17 protein-coding genes and 1 pseudogene are annotated in these 23,744 nt (G+C 49.4%); 12 read left to right on the top strand and 6 right to left on the bottom strand.

Features of this window, described 5'->3' with window-relative positions; translation table 11 throughout:
* The 3 genes and pseudogenes from EDM21_RS24830 to EDM21_RS02505 form a co-directional block, all read right to left on the bottom strand.
* Positions 1-308 (bottom strand): transposase (locus tag EDM21_RS24830; RefSeq protein ID WP_338043910.1); only part of this gene is annotated, 308 nt, incomplete at its 3' end.
* Between the two features lie 210 nt (positions 309-518).
* Positions 519-1,229: pseudogene (locus tag EDM21_RS02510) on the bottom strand (transposase); the annotation flags it as partial.
* A gap of 147 nt (positions 1,230-1,376) precedes the next feature.
* Entirely contained in the window at positions 1,377-2,279 is a 903-nt protein-coding gene (locus tag EDM21_RS02505) for a manganese catalase family protein (RefSeq protein ID WP_157332577.1), read from the bottom strand.
* Positions 2,280-2,446: 167 nt separating this feature from the next.
* Here EDM21_RS02505 and EDM21_RS02500 point away from each other — a divergent pair, with 167 nt between their 5' ends.
* Positions 2,447-3,433, top strand: coding sequence for a zinc-binding dehydrogenase (locus EDM21_RS02500; protein ID WP_166541786.1), 987 nt, complete (start codon positions 2,447-2,449; stop codon positions 3,431-3,433).
* A 14-nt stretch (positions 3,434-3,447) separates the two neighbouring features.
* On the opposite strand, the gene EDM21_RS02495 is transcribed toward EDM21_RS02500, so the two are convergent.
* Positions 3,448-3,951 carry a GNAT family N-acetyltransferase gene (locus EDM21_RS02495; RefSeq protein WP_157332575.1) on the bottom strand — a complete coding sequence of 168 codons (504 nt, stop codon included), beginning with the start codon at positions 3,949-3,951 and terminating at the stop codon, positions 3,448-3,450.
* A 269-nt stretch (positions 3,952-4,220) separates the two neighbouring features.
* Between EDM21_RS02495 and EDM21_RS02490 the strand changes: the two genes are divergently transcribed.
* The gene (locus EDM21_RS02490; protein ID WP_157332573.1) at positions 4,221-4,598 is read left to right on the top strand and encodes a VOC family protein; all 378 of its coding nucleotides are present in this window, start codon (positions 4,221-4,223) and stop codon (positions 4,596-4,598) included.
* 175 nt (positions 4,599-4,773) lie between these two features.
* Here the strand turns inward: EDM21_RS02490 and EDM21_RS02485 are convergent, their stop codons facing one another.
* A complete protein-coding gene (locus tag EDM21_RS02485) occupies positions 4,774-5,598 on the bottom strand; it encodes an SDR family NAD(P)-dependent oxidoreductase (RefSeq protein ID WP_157332571.1) in 825 nt (274 codons plus the stop codon).
* A gap of 265 nt (positions 5,599-5,863) precedes the next feature.
* Here EDM21_RS02485 and EDM21_RS02480 point away from each other — a divergent pair, with 265 nt between their 5' ends.
* The 3 genes from EDM21_RS02480 to EDM21_RS02470 all read left to right on the top strand — a co-directional run bounded on the left by EDM21_RS02480 (position 5,864) and on the right by EDM21_RS02470 (position 10,655).
* Positions 5,864-6,478, top strand: coding sequence for a biliverdin-producing heme oxygenase (locus EDM21_RS02480; protein ID WP_157332569.1), 615 nt, complete (start codon positions 5,864-5,866; stop codon positions 6,476-6,478).
* 20 nt (positions 6,479-6,498) lie between these two features.
* Positions 6,499-9,057 carry a diguanylate cyclase domain-containing protein gene (locus EDM21_RS02475; protein ID WP_157332567.1) on the top strand — a complete coding sequence of 853 codons (2,559 nt, stop codon included), beginning with the start codon at positions 6,499-6,501 and terminating at the stop codon, positions 9,055-9,057.
* 167 nt (positions 9,058-9,224) lie between these two features.
* Positions 9,225-10,655, top strand: a complete 1,431-nt coding sequence (locus EDM21_RS02470; protein ID WP_157332565.1) for a sulfatase family protein — start codon at positions 9,225-9,227, stop codon at positions 10,653-10,655.
* A gap of 64 nt (positions 10,656-10,719) precedes the next feature.
* Here EDM21_RS02470 and EDM21_RS02465 read toward each other — a convergent pair whose 3' ends face one another.
* A complete protein-coding gene (locus tag EDM21_RS02465; protein ID WP_157332564.1) occupies positions 10,720-11,922 on the bottom strand; it encodes an ROK family transcriptional regulator in 1,203 nt (400 codons plus the stop codon).
* Between the two features lie 397 nt (positions 11,923-12,319).
* Here EDM21_RS02465 and EDM21_RS02460 point away from each other — a divergent pair, with 397 nt between their 5' ends.
* The 7 genes from EDM21_RS02460 to EDM21_RS02430 all read left to right on the top strand — a co-directional run bounded on the left by EDM21_RS02460 (position 12,320) and on the right by EDM21_RS02430 (position 23,599).
* On the top strand, positions 12,320-13,774 hold the full coding sequence (locus EDM21_RS02460; RefSeq protein ID WP_235917988.1) for a sulfatase family protein: 1,455 nt from the start codon (positions 12,320-12,322) through the stop codon (positions 13,772-13,774).
* A 22-nt stretch (positions 13,775-13,796) separates the two neighbouring features.
* Positions 13,797-14,969, top strand: coding sequence for a glycoside hydrolase family 88 protein (locus tag EDM21_RS02455; protein WP_157332562.1), 1,173 nt, complete (start codon positions 13,797-13,799; stop codon positions 14,967-14,969).
* A 66-nt stretch (positions 14,970-15,035) separates the two neighbouring features.
* Positions 15,036-16,553, top strand: coding sequence for a DUF3604 domain-containing protein (locus EDM21_RS02450; protein WP_157332560.1), 1,518 nt, complete (start codon positions 15,036-15,038; stop codon positions 16,551-16,553).
* Positions 16,554-16,883: 330 nt separating this feature from the next.
* A complete protein-coding gene (locus EDM21_RS02445; RefSeq protein ID WP_157332558.1) occupies positions 16,884-17,849 on the top strand; it encodes a carbohydrate ABC transporter permease in 966 nt (321 codons plus the stop codon).
* 15 nt (positions 17,850-17,864) lie between these two features.
* On the top strand, positions 17,865-18,707 hold the full coding sequence (locus EDM21_RS02440) for a carbohydrate ABC transporter permease (protein ID WP_157332556.1): 843 nt from the start codon (positions 17,865-17,867) through the stop codon (positions 18,705-18,707).
* A gap of 67 nt (positions 18,708-18,774) precedes the next feature.
* Positions 18,775-20,304: an ABC transporter substrate-binding protein gene (locus tag EDM21_RS02435; RefSeq protein ID WP_235917987.1), complete on the top strand. Its 1,530-nt coding sequence runs from the start codon at positions 18,775-18,777 to the stop codon at positions 20,302-20,304.
* A gap of 154 nt (positions 20,305-20,458) precedes the next feature.
* Positions 20,459-23,599 (top strand): chondroitinase family polysaccharide lyase, encoded by a 3,141-nt coding sequence (locus EDM21_RS02430; RefSeq protein WP_157332554.1) that lies wholly within the window; start codon positions 20,459-20,461, stop codon positions 23,597-23,599.
* The last annotated feature ends 145 nt before the right edge of the window (positions 23,600-23,744 follow it).

Below are 23,744 nucleotides of genomic sequence, written 5' to 3'. Positions count from 1 at the left end.
AAGAAACCATCCTTCGTTTGTGGACGCGTGTACGGCATAACCGGGCGAATGCCGTCATCCATGAGCAGCTTGCTGATGTACGGCGTCTTGTAACCGGCGTCGACCGCCACGGCTTCCGGTTTTCCGAAGGGTCTTTTCACCTGTTCCAACACATCCTCGAACACTTGGCTGTCGTGAACGTTGCCGGGCGTTACTTTGGCGCCCAGTACAAAGCCATTGCGGTCACAAGCCGTATGAAAGGTGTAGGCAAATACCCGCTCTTTTTCGCCCTTTACAAACAGCCCGCTCTCCGGATCGCTCGTGCTCACTTTGACCTCTTTTTGAGCGGGCTCAGNGCTCCTGGTATGTTTTGCTTTGTTCCTGAATGAGTACCTTTACATACTTGTTCTTATTCGCACTGGCCTTCACATGCGTAGCGTCAACGAAGAGAACGTCCGGTTCAACAAAACCATGCTGGACAGCTTCTTCGAGGATTCGGGCAAAGATCGACTCGAAAACATCCGTGTCCCGAAACCNACAAAGCCATTGCGGTCACAAGCCGTATGAAAGGTGTAGGCAAATACCCGCTCTTTTTCGCCCTTTACAAACAGCCCGCTCTCCGGATCGCTCGTGCTCACTTTGACCTCTTTTTGAGCGGGCTCAGCCTTTTTTACAAGTGGCTTCTTTCCGTGCTTGGCACGGTCTTCGTTGATTTCTTTCTCTAGTTGCTCCTGGTATGTTTTGCTTTGTTCCTGAATGAGTACCTTTACATACTTGTTTTTATTCGCACTGGCCTTCACATGCGTAGCGTCAACGAAGAGAACGTCCGGTTCAACAAAACCATGCTGGACAGCTTCTTCGAGGATTCGGGCAAAGATCGACTCGAAAACATCCGTGTCCCGAAACCGCCGCGTATAGTTTTTCCCGAAGGTCGTAAAGTGAGGAATGGGCTGCGTAAAGTCGTAGCCTAGAAACCACCGGTATGCCACATTCGTTTCGATTTCCTTGATCGTTTGGCGCATCGAGCGGATTCCAAAGAGATATTGGATAAGAACGATTTTGATGAGGACGACAGGGTCAATGCTAGGTCGTCCCATTTCGGCGCTATATTTGTCTCGAACCAGATCGTAGATGAAAGAGAAGTCGATGGCATTCTCGATTTTACGTACTAAATGATGCTTAGGTACTAACTCGTCCAAGGAATGAACGGAAACTTGAAAGCGACCTTCGTTATTGCTCTTACTCAGCATTTTTTACACCTCGGCTCACCGTTTTACTTACTAATTCGATAAAAAAGCCTGTAGACCCTGCTCCTTACGGAACTTTGTCTACAGGCTGAGATGATCCCTATGAATAAGGATCATCTGATAGAATGCCAGGCTGATTGACTTCATCTATCAATCAGCTATGTTCCCGGACATTTTAAGTCTTTTGGCGATTAGTTTAAAATCTTCAGCCGAAATGCCCGGGGCAAACTCTTCCTCGACAGCCGGGGCTTCCGGAATAGGGAATCCTTGAGGGGACCCCTGGATTACTTCCAGCGGCAGACCGTCTTCCGGATGGGTACCTTTCCAGATCTGGTCGATTGCCGTAAAATCATTCTCACTCCATGTATATAATTTGGTATGCACGCCTTTTTCTTCATACTTCCATGCTTCATTGAAGGCTTTGTTGCTAAGTGAAGGAATCGGAACCAGCTTGGTGACATCTACACCCGTTGCAATTTCCAGTGCTTTGGCATACGCAACGACGTGAACGCCGCCGCGGACAAGCAGGAATCCGACAACTGCGCGTGCTGCCGGGTGGTCGGTCATTTCATATACTTTCATTTTATGAGTTCGGGCACCGCATTCCAAGAAGAAGTTATGCAGCAGATCTTCTACTAAGTTGCCGCTGTTAAACACGTTCGCGCCCGTCCACGGGTTACCCATTGAATCATAGGGCATCGCTCCTTGCGCACCGGCAAGAAAGTGATAGGATAAGCGTGCGTCTTTAACAGAGCCTAGCGGTGTCTTGTCCGGTTCTTTATAATCTGTTGAACCTCTTAAGCATTTGTTAATGGCGTGGGAGACCAATTCGACATGACCTAGCTCTTCTGCAGTGATGCTCATAACCAAATCGTAAAAAGGCTTCAGTTTTTCTTTGGAACGAAAGTTAAAAGATTGGTATAAGTAATTATTTAACGTCGACATTTCACCGAATTTGCCGCCGAGCAGTTCTTGAATGGCTGCTGCCGCATTTGGATCCGGCTTCTCAACGTCAGGAATCTCTATCATGATTTCGTCCATTCTTCTAAACATTATCTCAGCCTCCTCTAGTTAAATGACACCCTCCTCTTTTAACCTGTTATTTTCCAATTTAAACACACTGCATGTCAGAAAAGCTGATTTATAAGGGTTTATTTAAACCCGCCGATTTATAAGGTACTATATATAGAGGAGCCTTTTAAAAAAGGAGACTTGTTATAGTGGAAGCCTTAAGTGTCAAATTTTATGAATTTGGAAATCCTTGCGATGTGTTACAAGTAGAATCTAAGCAACTGCGGCAGGCGAGGAAGGGTGAAATTCTTGTCCGCATGATTACCCGTCCTATCAATCCCTCTGACCTGCTGCCGATACGGGGAGCCTATTCTCACCGGATTTCGCTGCCAGGCGTTCCCGGCTATGAAGGAGTTGGTGTGGTGACTGAGGTAGGCCCATCCGTACCGCAGCATCTTCTTGGCAAGCGGGTGCTGCCATTGCGCGGAGAAGGAACCTGGCAGGAATTTGTAAGAACCTCAGCGGATTTAGCGGTTCCTGTACCCGGTTTCATGGAGGATGAGACCGCAGCCCAGCTGTACATCAATCCTCTAACCGCATGGCTCATTTGTACGGAAGTACTGGCACTTAAACCCGATGACACCTTGTTGGTCAATGCTTGCGGGTCTACGATCGGCCGTATCTTTGCCCAGTTATCCAAGGTCCTTGGATTTAAGCTGATTGCTGTAACTAGAAATAATGCCTATACGGAAGAATTGCTTGAGCTCGGTGCCCAGTATATCGTTGATACATCCGAAACTTCTCTGCATGGCGCCGTTATGGAGTTAACCCATGGCCGCGGAGTTCATGCCGCAATAGATTCAATTGGCGGGGCTGACGGCACCGGCTTAGCTTGGTGCGTACAGCCCCATGGCAATTTAGTCACGATCGGGCTGTTATCCGGTGTTTCTATTAATTGGGCTGAAATCACTAGGCGGGCACAGGTGCATGTCCGGATGTTTCATCTGCGGCATTGGAATGAGCGGGTATCTGTCTCCACATGGCAAGCAACTTTTCATCAGTTGATAACGCTCATTCAGCATAACCAAATAAAGTTGAGGCCGCCTGCCGCCCGGTACAGCATCTCGGATGTGCAAGAAGCTGTACGGACTGCCGAATCTCATTTAAGTAATCAAGGGAAGATTTTTTTGATCTGAGCTATCCCTTTCCACTAGAGTTTTAGAACCATTAAATCTTCATTCAAATAGTGTCCGTTAAATTTTAAGGCATTTTGTTCTATACCATAAACCTCAAATCCTAAAGACTTGTACAACTTCTTTGCGGAGTCGTTGTCAGATACAACGGTTAAGTTTATTTGTTCCAAGCCTTCATGTTCTCTTGCCTTGCTTATTAATTGGAGCATAAGTGATCGGCCTAAACCATTTCCTCGCATTTCAGGTGCTATATACATCCCGTAAACATTTCCTTTATGAATCGTTTTAGGGCCGCTTTCGCGCATAAAAGTCACAGTTCCACCTAATGCATCCTTATCATCAAAAGCTCCAAGTACAAATTTATCTGTAGTCGGTTGTATTCGCGCCGCTACCGCGGCTTGTGAGAACTTCACTTCTCTTTCAAACGTTGATCCGAATGCTTCCGGGTTCGTTGTTAACGATTTCAGACGAAATTCTTGATACTGTTGAGCGTCTGCTTCTTGCAATAGACGTATATACATGCGTTCACCCTCCGAATAGTTCTTTGTAAAAGCATACATGCTCCCTCCACACAAACTGCTTAGTTCAGAAATTCTTTTTCAATCTAATAAACGCTAATTAAAGTGGCAGTAAATTATTATAACTGTTCTGTACCCGTAATCTAGGAATAAAAGGTGTTAATCTAATTGTAAAATAGGTATGCAGCTAACGCATGATTACACAAGAGAGGGCCGAAAGAGATCATCATGGCCGATGCGAAAATCAACATAGTGAAGAAGGGATAATAGAAATGAATAAGGGACTTACTTCCTGCCTGCAGATTTTCCCAACCCCGGATCTGGATAAGACAGCTCAATATTATGTACAGTTAGGATTCAGAGCCGTCTATTACCTTGATTCCGCTGAACCCCACGTATGTCTTTACAAAGATCTCATCGAAATTATTCTAACTCAATCGAAGCTGGAGACTTGTATTCCGAACAGAGAAATTCATGGTTACGGGTATGATGGATATTTTATATCCGACAATCAAGAAGAGATAGAACAGGAGCTAATCCGGCTTGGCGTCAAAATTGTTCGTCCTTTAAGTGTAACGGATTACAATAACCATGAATTTGTATTTGAAGATGTGGATGGGCGATGGATTGCAGTGGGAACAAAGCTTTGATATACAGTGGGAGGGCTGCCGCAGCGGCGGTCAGGTTCCCGCTCAGGCGTTGACTCCAATGTTTTCCAGTGCCCCCAAAGAAGCGGCTATAGATCGCACGAAAGCCTCCGACCCGCTTGTAGTCAGAGGCTTTGCTTATAAGAATAAAGAGTCCAATCGTGTTTGCCAGTATGAATTATGTATGTACTTGCGCATCTCTAATGACTCTGCAGACCATACGCATCAGTTTCCTATGCACAGACGGGAACAAGTTGAAGAAAAGATCCGTTGTTTTGCGAAGAGGTAAAGGGCAGAAGAGCGGTACATTTTTGTCGATGTTTTTCATCGCCAGTACTGCAAATTTTTCGGGACTCATCATTTTACGTTCCTTCACAGATTTATTAATTTGATCTTTATTCAAATTAATTGCATAGCCATTATCATAGATGGCTGTATCTACATGCCCCGGGCATAACGTGGTAACCTGAACTCCATATTTCTCTGCTTCGTAATGAAGCGAAGTTGTGAAACCGACAACGGCATGCTTGGTCGCGCTATATGCGGTTACCATAGGGGTAGGTCCCAGTCCTGCGACTGAAGCTGTATTGATGATATGCCCAAACCCCTGCTTTTGCATGAGCGGATAGGCGGCATGAGTTCCATAGATGACTCCCCAGAAATTGATATCCACGATTTTGCTCCAATCTTCCAGGCTCATATCACTAAATTCTCCATACATAGAGATTCCCGCATTGTTGAATAGATAGTCCAGTCGTCCAAATTCCTCGGATACTTTCTGAACGACACTCTGGAACTGAGAGGCATCGGTTACATCCAGACGAACAAACCGTGCCTGGCCACCGAGATTTACCATTTCCTGGACGAGCTCTTCTCCCTGCGCCACATTAATATCGGATACGATCACATAAATATTCCTGGCGGATAACTGCTTGCATAAAGCCCGCCCGATACCGGAAGCTCCGCCGGTTACTATTGCAGTTTTAAGAAAATGGTTTGTCATATAACTACCTCCCAGGAATAAGTTTAGCAGGAGCAAGTAGAGCATCGCGTTTCTTGTTGTTATTTATAGATTGCCATATATTTCCTCACATAAACGATTGTATTATTGGCGAAATTTTGAATAAAAGGAAACAAATTTATGACTATTATTTAGTTAGTTCATGAATTCATAAAAAACCTTGGATTTTAGTGACGGCAGGGCGGCTGGATGCTTTTGGCTGGTTATTTTGGTATCATAAAAGAAACCTAAGGAAGGGGACTACGATATGAATTCGACTATCTCAGTGCGATTAAAAGAAGAAACGGCACCCTTTCATATACAAATCGAGCAAAATTACTATGCCAAGGGCATTATGAATCAGGCACTAACTTTGGAGGAATACAGGACTTATCTCGAGAAATTTTACGGTTTTGTCACTCTGGCAGAGCAAGAAATCACAGCTCTACCAGAGTGGGACGAGCTAGGTTTTGATATCGGGTCACGGATGAAGACCCCTTTACTGGAGAAAGATTTAATAGAGCTCGGGCTCAGCCGGGCAGATTTGAAGAAACTGGCTTCATGTAATGAAGTTACAGATGTATCCACCCTGCCGCGCGCTCTGGGGTATTTGTATGTTCTGGAGGGCTCAACGCTTGGCGGGCAGCTGATTACCAGGCAATTGAAGCAGTTCCTGCCGGTGACCCCCGAGTCGGGCGGGCGATATTTCAGCAGCTACGGCGCGGATTTACGTGTCAAGTGGCTGGAGTTCCGTGAACTGTTGGAGAAAGAAGCCGTTACAGCCGATCAGCAGGAGGAAGTATTGTCCGCGGCCAAACAAACGTTCATCCTCTTGAATCAATGGCTTGTCCAGGAGCCCGTTCAACCATCCGTTCAACCATAAATAGAGAGGCCGATGCCTGCATGTCCAAATCGGAAAGACAGAAAGACAAAGAAATTCTCAACCGGACACTTCTCACAGAGGGAAATTATGAATACAACGAAGAAATCGATTTGACGAACTGTGACAAGGAACCGATCCATATTCCCGGTCTCATTCAGCCCCATGGTGTTCTTCTGGCCGTGTCCTATTCCAGCGAACATCCGAAGATTGTTCAATGCAGTGTAAATACCGAGAACTACCTGGGGATACCGGCATCTGAATTGCTGGGTACGCCGCTCACGGATCTATTCGGGAACGAGCAGGTAACCGCCATTCAAGAAGAGCTTACGCGCCGTACTTATGATTCTTCCAAGCTTCACTATCTTACCCTGCAGATTGACGTGAATGCCCGGCCCGTCTCGTTTTATTGCATTCTTCATCAAAGTGAAGGACTGCTCATCCTGGAGATGGAGCCCGCTTCCGGTCAGAATGAACCGGACAAAGACTATGAATGGATCCAGACGTTCTTTTGCAGAATGAAAGAGGCGGGGGACCGGGCTGAAGCCAGTCAAATCGCGGCCGAGCAGATGAAGGAAATGCTGGGTTACGACAGGGTGATGGTTTACGAATTCGATGAGGAATGGAACGGCAAGGTAATCGCTGAAGCGAAAGAAGACGGGCTGGAGCCGTTTCTTGGTCATCATTATCCTGCAACGGATATCCCCAAACAGGCCAGAGAACTTTACTTGCGCAACTGGCTCCGTACCATAGTCGATGTCAATTATGTCCCGGTCAAAATTATCCCGACCCTGCATCCGCAGACAGGCAAGCCCCTTAATATGAGCTTATCTACTCTGCGGAGTGTTTCGCCTCTTCATATCGAATATTTGCAAAATATGGGTGTCGGCGCTACGACGACGCTTTCCTTAATCCATGAGAATCAGCTTTGGGGCATGATTACCTGTCATCATTATTCACCCAAATATATTTCTCACCGGATCCGTAATTTGTGTAATTTCTTAGGTTTCTTTTTCTCCAGTGAACTTTATCAGAGACAGCAGCTGGATGATTACCAGTCAGAGATTGAACTGAAAACATTGGCCAACCGCATAGCGAATATTTTCATCGGCAATACGAGTGCGCACCGGGTCATGGAGCAGCTTCAGCTGGAAGGGAAATCACTGCTGGAGGTGATGAATGCGACTGGAGCGGCTGTCAGTTATAAGGACAAACTTGTCGTGTTCGGACACACGCCTGCCAAAGAAGAGATTCACAGCCTGGCTTCTTGGCTTGCTGAACAATCGGAAGATTACGAATACCATACCTCACGGTTGAGCCGCGAATATCTTCCTGCCCGATTCTATAAGAATAAAGCATCGGGTGCGCTCTATCTGGCTTTATCACCGGACCTTAAAGACTACATCATCTGGTTCCGTCCCGAGGTCGTACAAATTGTGGATTGGGCAGGAGATCCTGCTAAAGCTGTCTTAAAAGAAAATGACGGATACCGTCTATCTCCCCGCAAATCTTTCGAGAAATGGAGAGAGATTGTCGAGTGTACGTCGGTTGCATGGAAAGCAAAAGAGCTGAGGACGCTGCCGGACCTTAAATCCATTGTCCTCAAACAGACTGAGAATCAAATGCGCCATGCGGAGGAACAGGCACAGCAGAACTCCAGGCTGCTTAAAGAAAATGAGAAGAGATACCTTCAATTGATGGAACATTCCCCCGTTGCTTTCTTGACGATCACGGACAACCGAATCCAGTACAGCAATCAACAGGGAACAGATCTTTTCAAAGCGGAATCGTCTGAAATTCTGACAGGCAGAGATATTTCAGAATTCATGCATACAGATTTTCGGTCTTTTTTCCAAGCAAAGATGAAGGAATTAACGGAATCTTCGATTCCTTTATACTCAACAGAAGGAATGATGAGGGATCTGACCGGAACCGAGCATCTGCTGGAAATTACACTCGCTCAAGTTACCTATAGCGGCCAGCCCTCTTTTTTCGTCATTGCGCGTAAAAAAGAAGAAGAAGGCCATGAAGATTTTGCTAAGATCCGAAGCAGCTTGAACAACATGATTCACACGGACTCGCTGACTGAGATGCCTAACCGGTTTTCTTTTGACAAACATCTTGCAGAAGAGTGGAAAATAGGCTTGGATAATGAGAGCCCTTTGTCTGTTATTCTTATGGACATTGATCATTTTGAAGCCTATAATGCCATGTACGGCTTCCAGGGAGGAGATACCTGCCTCCAGTGGATATCGGATATTCTTATGGCGGTCGGCAAACCGTACGGAGCGATGATTGCGAGATACAGAGGCGATACTTTCTCCCTTCAATTAAGCGGGTCTCTGGAGAAAGCGGAGAATTTGGCCGAACAGATCCGCTTAGGCGTTCTATCGATGCAAATCCCCCAGACGCCTTCGGAAGGCGGCGAATTTCTGACTGTCACTCTAGGTGTGTCTTCCGGTGTTCCCGAGGCGTCAGGAGGTTTGGACAGCAGTCCCGATCAATTGCTTCATGCGGCTGAAAGAGCTTTGCAGCAGGCAAAGGATGAGGGCAGAAACCGTGTGGCGTCAGTAAGCGTGTAAATATACTTCAAATAAGGAAGTCCGCCTCCAGCAGGCGGACTTTTCTTGTTTGAAGAAAACGACTCTTGAAATTAAGTTTTTTTTCCGATATGATTTGCAGGAAATTATTCATAGTATTTTAATGGGAATACTAGATTAATTAACTGAAAACAGGAGAGGTGATAATCATGCGCTTGATCTATTTGGATATTGATTCCTTAAGGCCCGATCACATGGGGTGCTACGGCTATGCCCGGAATACAACGCCGAACATCGATGCCATCGCGGCCCAGGGAGTGAGGTTCAATCATTGTTACTGTGCTTCATCACCTTGTGTGCCTTCCAGAGCAAGTTTTATGAGCGGACGATTTGCTATTAATCACGGAGCTCTCACACACTGGGGACCTGGCTATGATTTTTATTATCCCGAAGGTGAAACTCATAGTGAAACGTATGCTTTCTTTACAAGGAGACTGAGGGAAGCTGGATACAGGACGGTTACTTTCTCATCCTTCGGCGATCGTCATCATGCCTGGTGGTACTTTGCCGGCTGGAACGAGGTCCATACCCATACTCTGAAGGAAGGCAATGAAGATGCCGACGAGGTGAATGCAGCGGTAATCCCTTGGCTGCGAAGTCACGGTACAGAGGAGAACTATTTCCTGCACATTCAGTATTGGGACCCCCATACTTTGTACACGTACCCGCAGGAATTTGCCGAGCAATGGAGAGAACATCCGGCAAAGCCGTACCCTACCGAAGAAGAGATCGCCGCACATCAAGCGGACCGCTTCCCGCATTCGGCGGCTTATTTGCATACGGACCGTGTGTTCCCGGCAACAATGCCGAATCGGATCGCAAACCGGGAGGATTATATTGATCTCTTGAACGGTTATGACGGAGGCATCAGCTATATGGACAAGCATGTAGGCGAGATTGTCCAGACACTGCATGAGCTGGGCATTCAAGACGAGGTGTGCTTCATTATCAGCGCGGATCACGGCGAATCCCTGGGAGAGCATGGAATCTATGCGGAGCATGCGAGTGCTACGGAATCGGTCCACCATCTTCCGCTTATTATTAAAGCGCCCGGGATCACGAAGCCCGGAACCGTTGTGAACGGCCTCATCTACAATGTAGATGTTGTGGCCACGATTACGGATCTGGCAGGGCTGCCTGTCCCTTCAGGCTGGGACGGCGCTTCGTTCTCTCCGGTGTTAAGAGGAGAGCACTGGCAGGGACGTGACTATTTGGTGATGGATCACGCCCTTTATACGTGCCAGCGGGCGGTCCGCGATCAGAAGTGGTATTTTATCCGGACTTATCATCCGGGTTTGTATAATTTCGAACCGGTCAGTTTGTATGACATGGAGCATGATCCGAATCAGACCACTAATGTAGCTGACATGCATCCCGATATAGTAAAAGAAATGGACCATCGTTTGTCACAATGGCTGCATGAACACTTGGGCAAGCCAGGACATTCTACGGATCCGCTGCAAAAAGTCGTCGAAACCGGACCCTGGAAATACGTTACGCTGGAGGGTTGGGTACAAAGGCTGCGTGAAAAAGGCGATCATGAAGCGGCTGATCATTACGAAAGAGCTTACCGCAACTGAAAATACATGACGAAAAGCCGCTGATTAAAGCGGCTTCCTGCGTCCGGCGGCTCCTGAATCTGACTTAAGGCAGCAGGTAGGAGAACGTGAGATGTCTGTCCAGCATGAAGTTTGCTGCACCCAGCGCACCGCCGGTTTCTTGGAATCGGCTAAGCTTTACTTCCGTGTTGCGTGACAACGTGCTCATGGCACGCTGCCTCATAACCTTCTCCGCAGCTGTTACATAGGAGGGGCTGTCCGCAGGGACAGGTCCTCCCAGAATTATCGCTTCGGGGTTGAGCAAGTTGACTAAATTGGCCATAGCCATGCCCAAGTAAGCCGCTGCACTCCCGATAATCTGGAGGGCAAGCTCGTCCCCGTCCTCGGCTGCCTGGCAGACGTGTTCGGACCGTAGCAGCTGCAGATCAAGCTCAGGCTGCTGAAGCAGGGAAGGTGTGCCCAAGCGAAGCTGTCTGCGGGCTTCCCTCTCGATCGCATGAGCGGCGGATACCATCTGGAGACAGCCCGTGTTGCCGCATGGACATAACGGTCCGTGATCGGTCACGGTTGTATGCCCGATTTCACCGGCTCCGCCTGCTGCCCCGTGGATCAATTCCCGGTCGATGTAGATCCCGGCCCCGATCCCGGCATCGATTCCGATGTAGATCATATGCCGGTACGATTTGCCGGCACCGTACCGGCATTCCGAGAGTCCGCGGGCCCGGCTCCGGTTAAGAAGGGTGGTCGGCCAGCCAAGTTCCCGCTCGAATTCGCTGGCCCAATCGACCTGCTGCCAGCCGAGAACGGCCGAGCTCCGCAGAAGGCCCAGATGGGAATCCACAATGCCGGGAAGAGCGATTCCGAGGAGTGGCATCGGGCTTTTGTCTAATTCTGAAATAAAAATAGGGATTGCATCAATTAAGGCGCGAAAAGCAGCCTCCTGTGTAAAGGGACTGAAGGCAATGCGTCTGCTTGCCAATGTCCGGCCGAGCAGATCGAAAGCTCCCAGCATCCAGCCCTCCTGATTGAGATCGGCGCCGAGCACCGCATGCGAACCCGGCACCAGCTCCACGTTGGTAGGAGGTCTGCCCCCGGTAGATTGCCGGATTTCAGTTTCGTGGATAAGTCCGAGCTCAATCAGTTCCTGAATGGTGATGGAAATCGTGGCCCGGCTCAAATCGGTCCGCTTCGCCAATTCGATCCGAGACATCGGACCGTAGATGCGAAGCATCTGAATGACGGCTGTTTTACTGCCTTTCTGATCGGCTACCTTGCGATTATTGTCCATAATGCATCCTTTCACTTTCGTACACGCTGTATGAGACGGATCGTTCTCCGAAGCATACGTGCAGGTACTTCAAAAATATCAAAATCGCCGGAACATAGCAATGAAAGCGAGGGTTTATTCTGCATGAACACTTAGAAGACGCAGACTATGTTTAAATCTTGACAAAAGTAAGGGCGATGCCTTAAGATGAATGTAATTTACAAGGACCGTACAAACGGACTTACTCAACAACTTTGATCGTCCGGATTCCGGCCGTTCGAACTAAGAAGTAAAGAAGCCGTTTTACGGTTAGGCGGAAGTAAAGTCTATTTTTTGGTCAATACCCTACTAATTTTATGGGAATTATAAGTATTGGCTGGAACCCGAATGTTAAGATTTCGAAAAAAGGTGAAGAAGATTGAGGGCTAAACCCCATGTTGTTTTAATTATGGCCGATCAATTAAGATGGGATGCGCTGGGCGAACACACGCCTAATCTGAATATGCTTCGATCGGAAAGTGTAGATTTCCGCAGAGCTTACTGCGCTTCTCCACTGTGCGTTCCTGCCCGGGGAGCCTTCTTGACAGGGAAATATCCCAATATTACCGGCTCTTTAATTAATCCCTGGACCGGGCATGAAAAGCAGCACGGCTGTGTACAATCCGCTCACACACACTGGTATGACCTGTTGGAGAAGGATTGGGACAGCTGGCATACCGGCAAGCAGCATCTCTTTACCGAACCGAAGCCGGAGACTGTAGCGGACAGTGGGACCACCTGGCTCCCGCTGGAACAGCGCTACCAGGCGTTTCTCGAAGAAAGGGGGAAGCAAAAGCCAGGCGGCCCTTCATTTCAGGGTCCGGTTCCCGAACAGGCCTACGGGAGAATCACCCGGTCAAGAAACTACTCCATTCCGGCGACAGGATGCTATGAGGAAGGCTTTGAATATTTTTATGACGGCTTCATCCTGCGAGATTCCTTACATGCATTGCGTCACCGGGATCCGGGTAAACCTTTCGCGCTCAGTGCCATGTTCCTGGCACCGCATCCGCCTTTGCACATTCCAGAGCCTTGGTATTCCATGTTCAAAGAAGCGGATCTGCCGGCCAATGTCGGTCAATGGGGGGTTAATCAGTCGCCGCTACAGCTGTACAACTTGCCCGGGATGCTCGGAAGCTCGTATTCCCGAGCCGCGTGGCTGCCCGTCTGGAGGGTCTATCTCGGGCTGGTTGCGCTGCTTGACCACTGTGTCGGTGAGCTGGTCGCAGAACTTAAACGGCAGGGGATTTATGACGAGACCCTCCTGGTTTTTACCAGTGATCATGGAGAGATGCTCGGTTCACACCGGCTTTGGCAGAAAATGTGTATGTATGAAGAAGCCGTGCGCACACCGCTTTTGATGAAGTTTCCGGCAAGCTCGCCCCCGGCTTTACGCAGCAGCCATGCACTCGTCAGCGCTGTGGATGTCTTACCTACGCTTTGTGACTATTTACAAATCGGGATGCCGGAGAAGATGTCCGGAATTTCATTAATGCCAATAATTAACGGGGTTAATAAACGGATAGATCGCGAACGGATTTTTATTCAGTTCGATGGGAATGGTGCCCGGGGAAACTTCCAGCGGTGTGTTATCGAAGGGTTTTATAAATTGATCGTGGACCTGTTCAAGGATGAACTGTATATCGAGCTGTATGATACAGATGCGGATCCTTCCGAGATGAATAATTTGGCTTTTGATGCCGAACAAGGCGGGCGGATCGCTTCAATGCTGGAGAAACTAAGAGAGCATATGATCGTTACCGGAGATTTGCTGAACATACCGGAGTGTGCGTACAGCCGGTTTTTGTCCGATTACGGACCTTTTAAATCGTAACGTTAAGCAAGGAGTTCTAATCATGCCGAAGGTAGAGAGTTTAAATGTCGGACAAAATTGGGTGGAAGAAGCCTGGCAGGGCGTTGTCCGGAAAACAACCCGGGCGAACTCCGCAATCGGCGCCGGGTTCGTTCACGCATCCCGCAGCGGAAAGTATGATCGGATTCTGCCGCATGGGTGGACGGCGGGTTTCTGGCCGGGTATCCTCTGGCTGGTATACCGGGAGAACAAAGACGAGAATCTGCGGGAAACGGCAGAGAAGTGCGAGCAGAAGCTGGATGAGGCGATAGACAGGTTCGTCCATCTTCATCACGATGTAGGCTTTATTTGGCAGCTGACTTCGGTTGCGAACTACAAAATGAATGGCAATCCGCTATCCAAAGTTCGCGCGCATAAAGTTGCCTCTTGGCTCGCCGGAAGATTTAATGTGCGCGGGAAATTTATCCGCGCCTGGAATGAGGATTCGGGAATCGGTACCCGGGATAATGCAGGCTTAGCGATTGTGGACTGCACGATGAACCTCAGCCTTCTGCTCTGGGCTTCTGCCGAGACCAAAGATCCGCGTTACCGGCATATTGCAGCCGGGCATGCGGATACCGTGCTTCGACATTTCGTGCGTGAAGACGGATCGTGCCGCCACATCGTGGCTTTCGATCCGGATACGGGTGAAATGCTCGAGGCGCTTGCCGGCCAGGGATATGCTCCTGATTCGGCCTGGGCGAGGGGAGCGGCTTGGGCGTTATACGGGCTCGCTCTGTGTTACCGTTATACGAAGAATGAGGCGTATCTGCAAGGCAGCAGACAGGTAGCCGATTTCTTCCTGGATAACCTGCCCGACGATGGGGTTCCTTATTGGGATTTCAGAATCCCGGACTTAGAGCGTGCGCCCAAGGATTCATCGGCGGCAGCTGTTGCAGCCGGGGGATTGCTGCTGCTGGCCGAACTTACAGACGAGAACCCCGCCGGGGGATCGTCAAGTAATGCTTCTCATCATTATAAAGATCAGGCCAGGCGCATCCTGAAATCCCTAAGCGAGCATTACGCCGTATGGGACGACCGGGATGAAGCAATTCTGCTCCACGGCACCGGCAACTTCCCGGCAGCTAAAAATATCGGTGCCGGATTGATCTATGGCGACTATTTTTTTATTGAAGCGCTGGCGAAATTAAGGGGACAGAAGGAAACATTCTGGTGAACGGGATGAAGTCATAATAGGACTGCGGCATCCGCCGTCAGCCATCCTGGTATAGGAGAGATCAAGATGAATGTGTATTGGGGAGATTTGCATAATCACTGCGGCATCAGCTACGGTTTCGGCAGTCTGGAGAATGCTCTGGCAGCTGCCCGGGGACAACTGGACTTCTGCGCGATTATCGGTCATGCTTCCTGGTCCGACATGCCGGCGCGCACTAATGGGCTTGAATATCTGGTTGATTTTCATACAGAAGGCTTTGCCAAACTGCGCAGAGACTGGGAAGTGGTGCGGGATACGGTAAAGAAGTTTCATGTCCCTCATGAATTTGTAACCTTTCAAGGCTATGAAGCCCATTCCAGCCGATATGGCGACCATCATTTTTTGTCGCCGGACGATGAGCTTCCATTAGCAGAGGGGAGCTCGATTGCAGCTATACTGGAACAGTTAAACGGGTATCGGGTGATTGCGGTGCCTCATCATGTCGGTTATACACCGGGTTACCGGGGCGGCAATTGGGACAGCTTCAATCCCGCGGTCAGTCCGATCGTCGAAGTATATTCCAAGCATGGCAGCGGTTTATCCGATCAGAGTCCTTATCCTTATTACCACGATATGGGACCACGGGACTCCAGATCCAGCGTGTATGCGGCGCTGGAGCGCAAACTGCGCTTCGGCTTCGTCGGATCGACCGACCACCATGCAGGTTATCCGGGTTCGTACGGAGACGGCAGGGTCGCTGTACTAGCCGAATCTAAGACACGTGAGGCCATATGGGAAGCCATTCTTGCCCGCAGAACGTATGCGGTGACAGGAGATAAAATCGGCTGCCGCTTTACACTCAACAAAGCGCCCATGGGAAGCGAACTGACGGCAGTACAGCGGGAATTCGAGCTTGAAGTGACGGGCTGTGATCAGCTTGACAAAGTTGTCGTTTTCAAAAATTTGAAGCCGCATAAAGTCTTTACCGGCGAAGTTCTCGCTCATAATACTTGTAGCGGGGCAGATTCGTCAAATGCAGGGCTGCGCACTTACAAAGTGAAAATAGAATCCGGCTGGGGCAACGCTAAGAACGGCTGCTTCTGGGAAGGCAGGGCGGATATCACGGGAGGCAGCCTTCTTTCAACAGAAACGTGTTTTCGGGGGCGCAGTATTCTTGCTCCGACGCCGGATATACAAGATGATCCGGGGATGAACGCACTGGGCAACGCGATCGTCAGCCAGTCGGAGTCAACGGTTGAATGGACTTGTACGACGTTCCGGAATCCGACAACCCTTCATTCGCACACGGGAGGGCTGATTCTTGAAGTGAAGGGAGACCGTCATACCGTCATCCAAGTGGAACTGAACGGCACAAGGATCGAGGCAACGATCGGAGAGCTGCTGCTTGGGAACCGTACGGCTCATCTGAGGGCGTACAACTCCGAAGCGTTCGTGATTCACCGCGCTGTTCATGAAAGATTGTATACATTGAGGGAAACATGGCGCGATGATACCATTGAATCTGATTGTGATGTGTATCATGTGGAAATTAGGCAGGTTAACGGTCAATGCGCCTGGATATCGCCTATTTATGCACTTGCTTGAAGCAAAGACAAGAATAGCGGCGCAAGTATCATTCCAAGTGTCAGATCTGGTGGGTTTCCTATGCTCAGGTGCTCATGATTGGGATTGCAAGGAATGCTGCCTGTTTTAAGACAGTACCCATGCCGTTAATCCCAGTATATAGATAGGTTTAGTATTTTATGAGAAATTTACATGTTCTTTTGCATACCAAGGCTGCACGAAGATACATGAGTTTATCGCTTGTAAGACGACAGACCGGACTGCCGGAGACGTCTTTCCTTAGAGTCACATAAGGGAGGAGTCTCTTTCTTTTTTGTTAGCGCAATGAAATGGATGAAGGGGGGGTATACAATGGAAACTGCTGCGCGTACCCGCCAAAATGTACGTACGGAACGCAAGCGTGCCAGCGTACATAATCGTACCCGTAAGGTGCTATGGTGCTGGCTGTTTATCGCCCCGCAGCTGATTTTGTTTTTACTGTTCACGGTGTATCCCATAGTGATGAGTTATGTGTATGCATTTTTTGACTGGTCGGGATATGGACCGCTTCAAAATTTCATCGGATGGCAGAATTTCAAAGAAACGCTGACCGATCCGCTCTTTTGGAATGCATTTCGCAACAGTCTTGTATTCATGGCATGGCTTGTCGGTATTCAGGTTCCGCTCGCCCTGCTGCTGGCTTTGCTGCTCAATTCAAGCCGTATGCGAGGCAAAGTCATCTACCGGACGGTTTATTTTTTGCCGGTCGTGACGACAACAGCCGTTGTCGGTCTCGTCATGCGTTTTATATTCGGAGCATACAAAGGGCTCGCCAACGAAGTACTGATGAGGATCGGAATTCTGGATAAACCGGTGGATTGGCTCGGTTCCGCTGATACGGCCATGCTTATTGTCATTCTGGTCGGGATCTGGAAAAGCTTCGGTATGAAGCTTATTTACTGGTTAGCGGGCATTCAATCTCTGCCCCGGGAGCTCTTCGAGGCTGCCCGTATTGACGGCGCATCCGCCTTGCAGCTGTTCCGGTACATCACCGTGCCTCTTCTGATTCCGGTAGGAAGCGTCATTCTTCTCGTATCGGCCGTAAATGCACTGCATGTGTTCGATCTGGTCAAAGCCATGACTGAGGGCGGCCCTGCATTTAAGACGGATATGGTCGATGTCTATATTTACCGGTATGCCTTCTCAGGGCAGGGAGAGGCAAGAGTGGGTTTCGCTTCCGCCGCAGGAGTCGTGTACGGGATTGCGGTCATGTTCATCTCGCTGCTGCTGGGAGGGTTAGTGAAGCTTAGCGGAGGGCGTACAAATAAGGGGCTGTAGAGGGGACGATACATCATGAAAAGAAAGCGGATCCGCCGTTCGCCGCTGCTGATAGCGGCCCATCTCCTCCTGATCGGTATGGGAGCGGTATGGATTTATCCGTTCGTTTGGATGCTGATGTCTTCATTCAAAACGAACAACGAATACATTGTATCAGGAATCAAGCTGCTGCCCGAGACATTCCAGTTCGATAATTACCGGAGAGCTTGGGAGACAGCCCATTTCTCCGTTTACTTCTGGAATACGGTCCTGATAACTCTGGCCGTCGTGGTGATTGTTGTTGCGGTATGCTCGCTGACAGGATATGCGGTCGGCCGGTATCAATTTCGGGGCCGGTTATTGTTCATCACCGCGATCACGGCCACGATGTTTATGCCCAAAGGATATACCCTGATTCCGGTCTACATGCTGGTAAATGAACTGGGTTTGAACAACTCGCTCTGGGGCATTATCCTGGCGGAGGTGGGCGGGGGACATGTGCTCTTCATTCTGCTGTTTGTCGCCTATTTCAGAGGTCTTCCCAAGGAGCTGGAGGAATCGGCGGAAATGGACGGAAGCGGATTTTTCAGGACATTCGTGCAAATTATGCTGCCGCTCGCCAAACCGATGATCGCCACAACGGCTATTATGCAGTTCATGTGGACGTGGAACGCGTTCCTGATGCCGCTGGTGTTTACGTTGTCTAGGCCCGAGCTGCGGACGCTAGGTGTGGGGATGTACCAGTTCGTCGGCGAGCAGACCATGGATTGGACGGGGATGGCTGCCGCCGCCAGTATTTCGCTGCTGCCGATTCTGGCGGTTTTTATCCTGCTGCAGCGCTATTTTGTTGAGGGAGTGGCAGGAGCTATCAAGGGATAATTATTGAGATTAGACTAACCGGCTAGCAGTAGGCGGGATCGGATAGATACAAGAGGAGGCTACCCTGTTGAACAAGTTATGGAGAACCGGCGGAGCGCTTACCCTAAGTGCAGCTATCATGCTGAGCGGCTGCTCAGGATTACCGGAAGAGGAAATGGGTGCAGAAGGGAACCAGAAGGAAGCGCCGGGCGATGGTAAGGAGATCGTCCTTAGATTATGGGGCGGCGATGATTTTCTGAAAGGGGAGGAGAGTCCGGGACAGAGGATGGTGAAAGAGTATAACGCCAAGAACAGGGGCAAAGTCCGCATCGAAGCCAAGTACATGCCATGGGCGGAGTATCATACAGCTATTCAAGCAGCCGCCACCTCGAACGAGCTGCCCGATGTGTTCGTTACACCGCAAAACACCGATGTGCAGACCGTAGTAGCGCAAGGCTGGGCTTTGCCATATGACGGACTTGTATCGGACAACTGGAAGAAGCAGTTTGCTCAAGGATCGTTCCAGGAAGGCGTCAATGTGATTGACGGAAAAACCTACTCCTGGCCGGTCACCGGACCCACATTGACGTCGATCCTTTACTACAATAAGGATGTCCTGAAGAATGCGGGCCTGGATCCCGAGAAGCCGCCCCAAACTTGGGAAGAACTGCGCAGCATGGCCCGAACAGTCACAGAGAAAGGGAAAGGCGACGTATATGGCCTTGTTTTCAGTGGAGGGGAGAGCGCAACAGCGTCGGGGATTACCAAAATCGTGGATGGACTGGCTGCAGGTTTGAACAAGGAAGAAGTGGGCGATGGCTCTTCACGCTTTAATTATAAAACGGGTACATATGCGTTTAATTCCAAAGCCTCCCTGGACTCCTTCGAATTCTTAAATCAGTTGAAGACAGACGGCAGTATATTACCGTCTTCCTATACGATGAAACTGGCCGAGGCCACCGTCCTGTTCGGACAAGCGAAGGCGGCATTCTTCATTGAAGGGCGGGCGCGGATGTGGATTATTAAACGGGATACGCCCGAAGCCAATTTCGGATTAGCCGCAGTTCCGACGCCGGACGGCAGTAAACCCGGTTATACATTTACAAGGGCGAGCGGGACGGGGTATCTGATTTCTGCGAACACCAAGCACCCCAAGGAAGTCGGGGAGTTTATCGAGAACGGCTTTGCGTCCCCGCTATTCTATGAGAAATATTTGAACCGGGGCGTGGCTCTGACTCCGATAGAAAGCATTAACAGCAACAAGTCGCTGTATCCGTATCCGGAATTCGGCCAATTCGTCCAGCTTCATAAGGAGCTGCTGCATGAGCGTCCGAACTATGCCGTCAAAAATCCGCAAACAGCCAAGGTCATCGTAGAGTTAGGCGCTCTGTCCCAGCCGAAGATCAAACCGTCTTACGGCGAAATTCTCCAGGCTGCGTTGACAGGAGCCCAGCAAGATCTGACCGGAGCACTCCGGGCTTATAATGATAAAGCGAACAAAGGCTTGGACGATGCCATTAACAAACTGAAATCCGGCGGTTTGGATGTAAGCAGGAGTGACTTTACATTCCCGAATTGGAATCCGGATCAGGATTATTTGGACACAGATTACAGATAATTGAAGCAAATTGAGTATGCAGGCATACTAAGCCGACTGGGTTACTAGAGGCTCTTTTTCCGGAAAAAACGCACGGCGTTTTCTTTGGGGGAAGAGTCTTTTTTATATACATCGTAAGGTCTAATCATGAAATGGATGAAGGAGTGAAGAAGACATGGAACGAAGCTTTGTCATGAAATGGAAGAAATATGTAAGTTTTCTGATTGCAGTCGCGATCTTGGGTGCCGGCTGGAATTTCGGTCCGGACAAATCGCTTGCCGCGGATGATTACTCTCAGACCGAGTCGTTCGAATCCACATCGGTGCCAGCCGGCTGGAGTACGGAGAATGGGGGAACGGCTGCCGTATCCAATAAGCATTACAAACACGGACAACGCTCTTTACTGTGGACCTGGTCGAACGGATCCAAGCTGCGTGACACTCAGCCCGCTAATCTGGCAGCGGCGAACGTCAAGAATGGAGGGATGAAATTATGGATTTATAACGAGACTCCGGTTAATGACAAAATCACGTTCAATTTCGGTAAAATCAGCGAAATCAACACGGGAGTTTATCATTACACATTCAGCGCTAATTTGAATTTTAAAGGGTGGCGGGCCATTTGGGTTAAATTCAGAGAAGAAGGGAACAACCCTGCTTATACCAAAAGTCAAAGCAATGCTCTCGAGATGATGCAGATCGTTCCGCCTGCCTCTGTGCCCTCGGGCAGCTTGTACCTGGATAATCTGGAGTTCTCGCCTTCAATGATTAAGGCACGAACCGCTGATTATCAAATGCCCAAGCCGGGTATCGACGTGGGGGCAAGTACTTGGGACAACGTCTATCATTACAGTCAACAGCAGCCGACAATCCCGCTCGAATCTGGCATTACTCCGCAGCAAATCGCTTCATTCGATGCGATTGCAAGTAAATATGAGAAGTGGATTTATGGGGATGCTCCCCAATATGCTTCCCTCAGCGGGCCGCTTCAGACGAGATACAATTCGCTTCAGACCTTCATTACAGCCGGACTCGCTGCATATGATTCACTGAATATTGCCAGACATCCGGATGGATCGATCACAGGGGCTGCGCTGTATGCAAGCCGCGATCCTCATTTGAGAAAATTCGGAGAGGATGTAAGCAAACGGGTACTTCTGCCTCTCGTATTCGACTACAAGATCAACGGCAATGCCGCGAGCAAACAAAAAGTGATTGATGTGCTTGACTATATGAATGACCAAGGCTGGGCGGAAGGCAGCGCTCTGGGCACTCAGGATCATGAAATGAACAAAAACAACGGATACTTTCATACGGTTTATTTGATGAGAAATGAACTGAAAGCAGCGGGAATTTACGAGAGAGAGTCGAGAACAAGCTTCTGGTATTCTAATTTCGGCAAGACTTTCGATAACTCTGTTTATGAGGAAACGACGCCGGATGAATTCCGGACGAAGTTCTTGTACGATCTTCTCTACGTGCTCGGTATGGATCATACACCGAAGAAAGTCCAGTACATGAAAGGCCTGCTCGGCATGTATGAACAAGCGCTGCAAACAGCCCCCGGATATGCGGGGACGATCAAGCCGGATGGCACGCTGTTTCATCACAGAGGCGTATATTTAAATGCTTACGGACCGGATGCGCTTCATGCCGCATCACTTATCGCTTATTTCTTGAACGGCACTCCTTTCGCACTGTCCGGGTCTTCCTTTACCAATATCAAAAAAGGACTGCTGACCATCGAGCAGGTGTCGAACCTGTATGACATGCCGATCGGAGCGACGGGGCGATTCCCCGGACAGACCCGGGCGATTACGAATATGCTGCCCGCCTATGCTTATCTGGCTCAAGCCAAATCTCCTGTAGACAGTGAACTGGCCTCCACCTTCATGCGATTGTGGGACCCGCAGTCGAGTTTGCTGCAGAATGAACTATTCCCTTCAGCAGACACCTACGGCGTCTCTTATCTGGATACGCTGGGAGGTTTGCAGCTTGCTGTTACCCTGTCGCAAGCAGGCTATAGTCCCAAAGCGAACCCGCAAGGATTCTGGGTGAAACCCTATGGAGCTATGGCTGTAAACCGGATTAACGACCGGCTGGTAGGATTGAAAGGGTGGAGCCAGTATGCCTGGGATTTTGAAGCCTCTAATAAATTTGACCCGCAGACAACGGAGAATCTATCCGAGAATCTATATGGCAGATACCAGAACTACGGCAATCTGCAAATCATTAAGAACGGCCCGGTCGCTGGTATTATCGAGAGCGGAATCCATGTAGGGGCAGGCTGGGATTGGAGCCGCTGGCCCGGTACGACGGTGAAACACTTGTCTCTGGCGGAGCTTGCGCTGCCTGAAGGCGGGCCGACCCGCTCTTTCACGGACAGCACGTTCGTTGGAGGCGTGTCTCTTAGAAATCAATACGGTCTGTTCGCTATGCAGCTTCATGATCCCGTGTATGACACCAGCTTTAGAGCGAACAAATCGGTCTTCTTTTTCGGAGATAAAATTGTGAGTCTGGGCTCCGATATCCAGAATTCGGATTCCGCTCATGCTACCGAAACCATTCTGTTCCAGTCCTTTATGTCAAGCAGCTCGGTACCCTTCTGGTTTAATTCCACGACGCCGATCGTCAGTCCGACCTACAACAATACGATAACCGGGACAACCAAGGCTTGGCTTGTCGATCCCTACGGCAACGGTTATGTGCTGCCCAATCCTGCGGGTACGGTCATTGCGCGCGGTGTTCAGAACTCTAAAAATAGCTCGGGAACCGCCGATACATCTGGGAATTACACGACGGCTTATATCAATCACGGAACGGCTCCGACTGCATCCGGGTATGAGTATGCCATTAAAGTCGGAGCAGGAGCGCAAGGTACGGCGGATTTTGCAGCCAATACGCAGTATACGGTTCTGCAAAAGAATAGCAATGCTCATATCGTTCAGAATACGGAGCCTGGCAGACAAATTACAGGCTATGCCATCTTTAACAGCAGCGCGCCTATTACCCAAGGGCTGCTGAAAGGCAGCAGTGATCCGGTCACGGTGATGATTGAGGACATAAGCGCGAGTGAGGTTGTCCTCAGCGTTTCCGATCCCGATCTGCGTCTGCCTAAATATCCGAATCAGACGATACCGGCAGCGGATGTGCTTAAGCCGAGTATTCTGAAGAAAGATACGGTGACTTTAAGCGGAGTGTGGCATCTCAAGAATGCCAGCAGCGAAGCCCGTGTAATCAGCTCGAATTCAGCAACGACGACGGTAGAGTTCGACGCAGTAAACGGTAAGACGATTGAGATCGGATTAGTGAAGTAAACGGCTCTCATGAGGTCTCTCATGACAGGCTGGCATGATAGGCTTGCATGACATCGGAGAAGAAACCCAACAAGACCCACGGAGATTACTCCAGCGGGTCTTGTTGGGTTGTATGGGATACCGCATGATTCAAACGAATCACGAT

Origin of the sequence: Paenibacillus lutrae (assembly GCF_009757775.1) — a bacterium.
GTDB classification, from domain to species: domain Bacteria; phylum Bacillota; class Bacilli; order Paenibacillales; family NBRC-103111; genus Paenibacillus_F; species Paenibacillus_F lutrae.
This window is presented reverse-complemented; position numbering and strand designations above follow the sequence as displayed.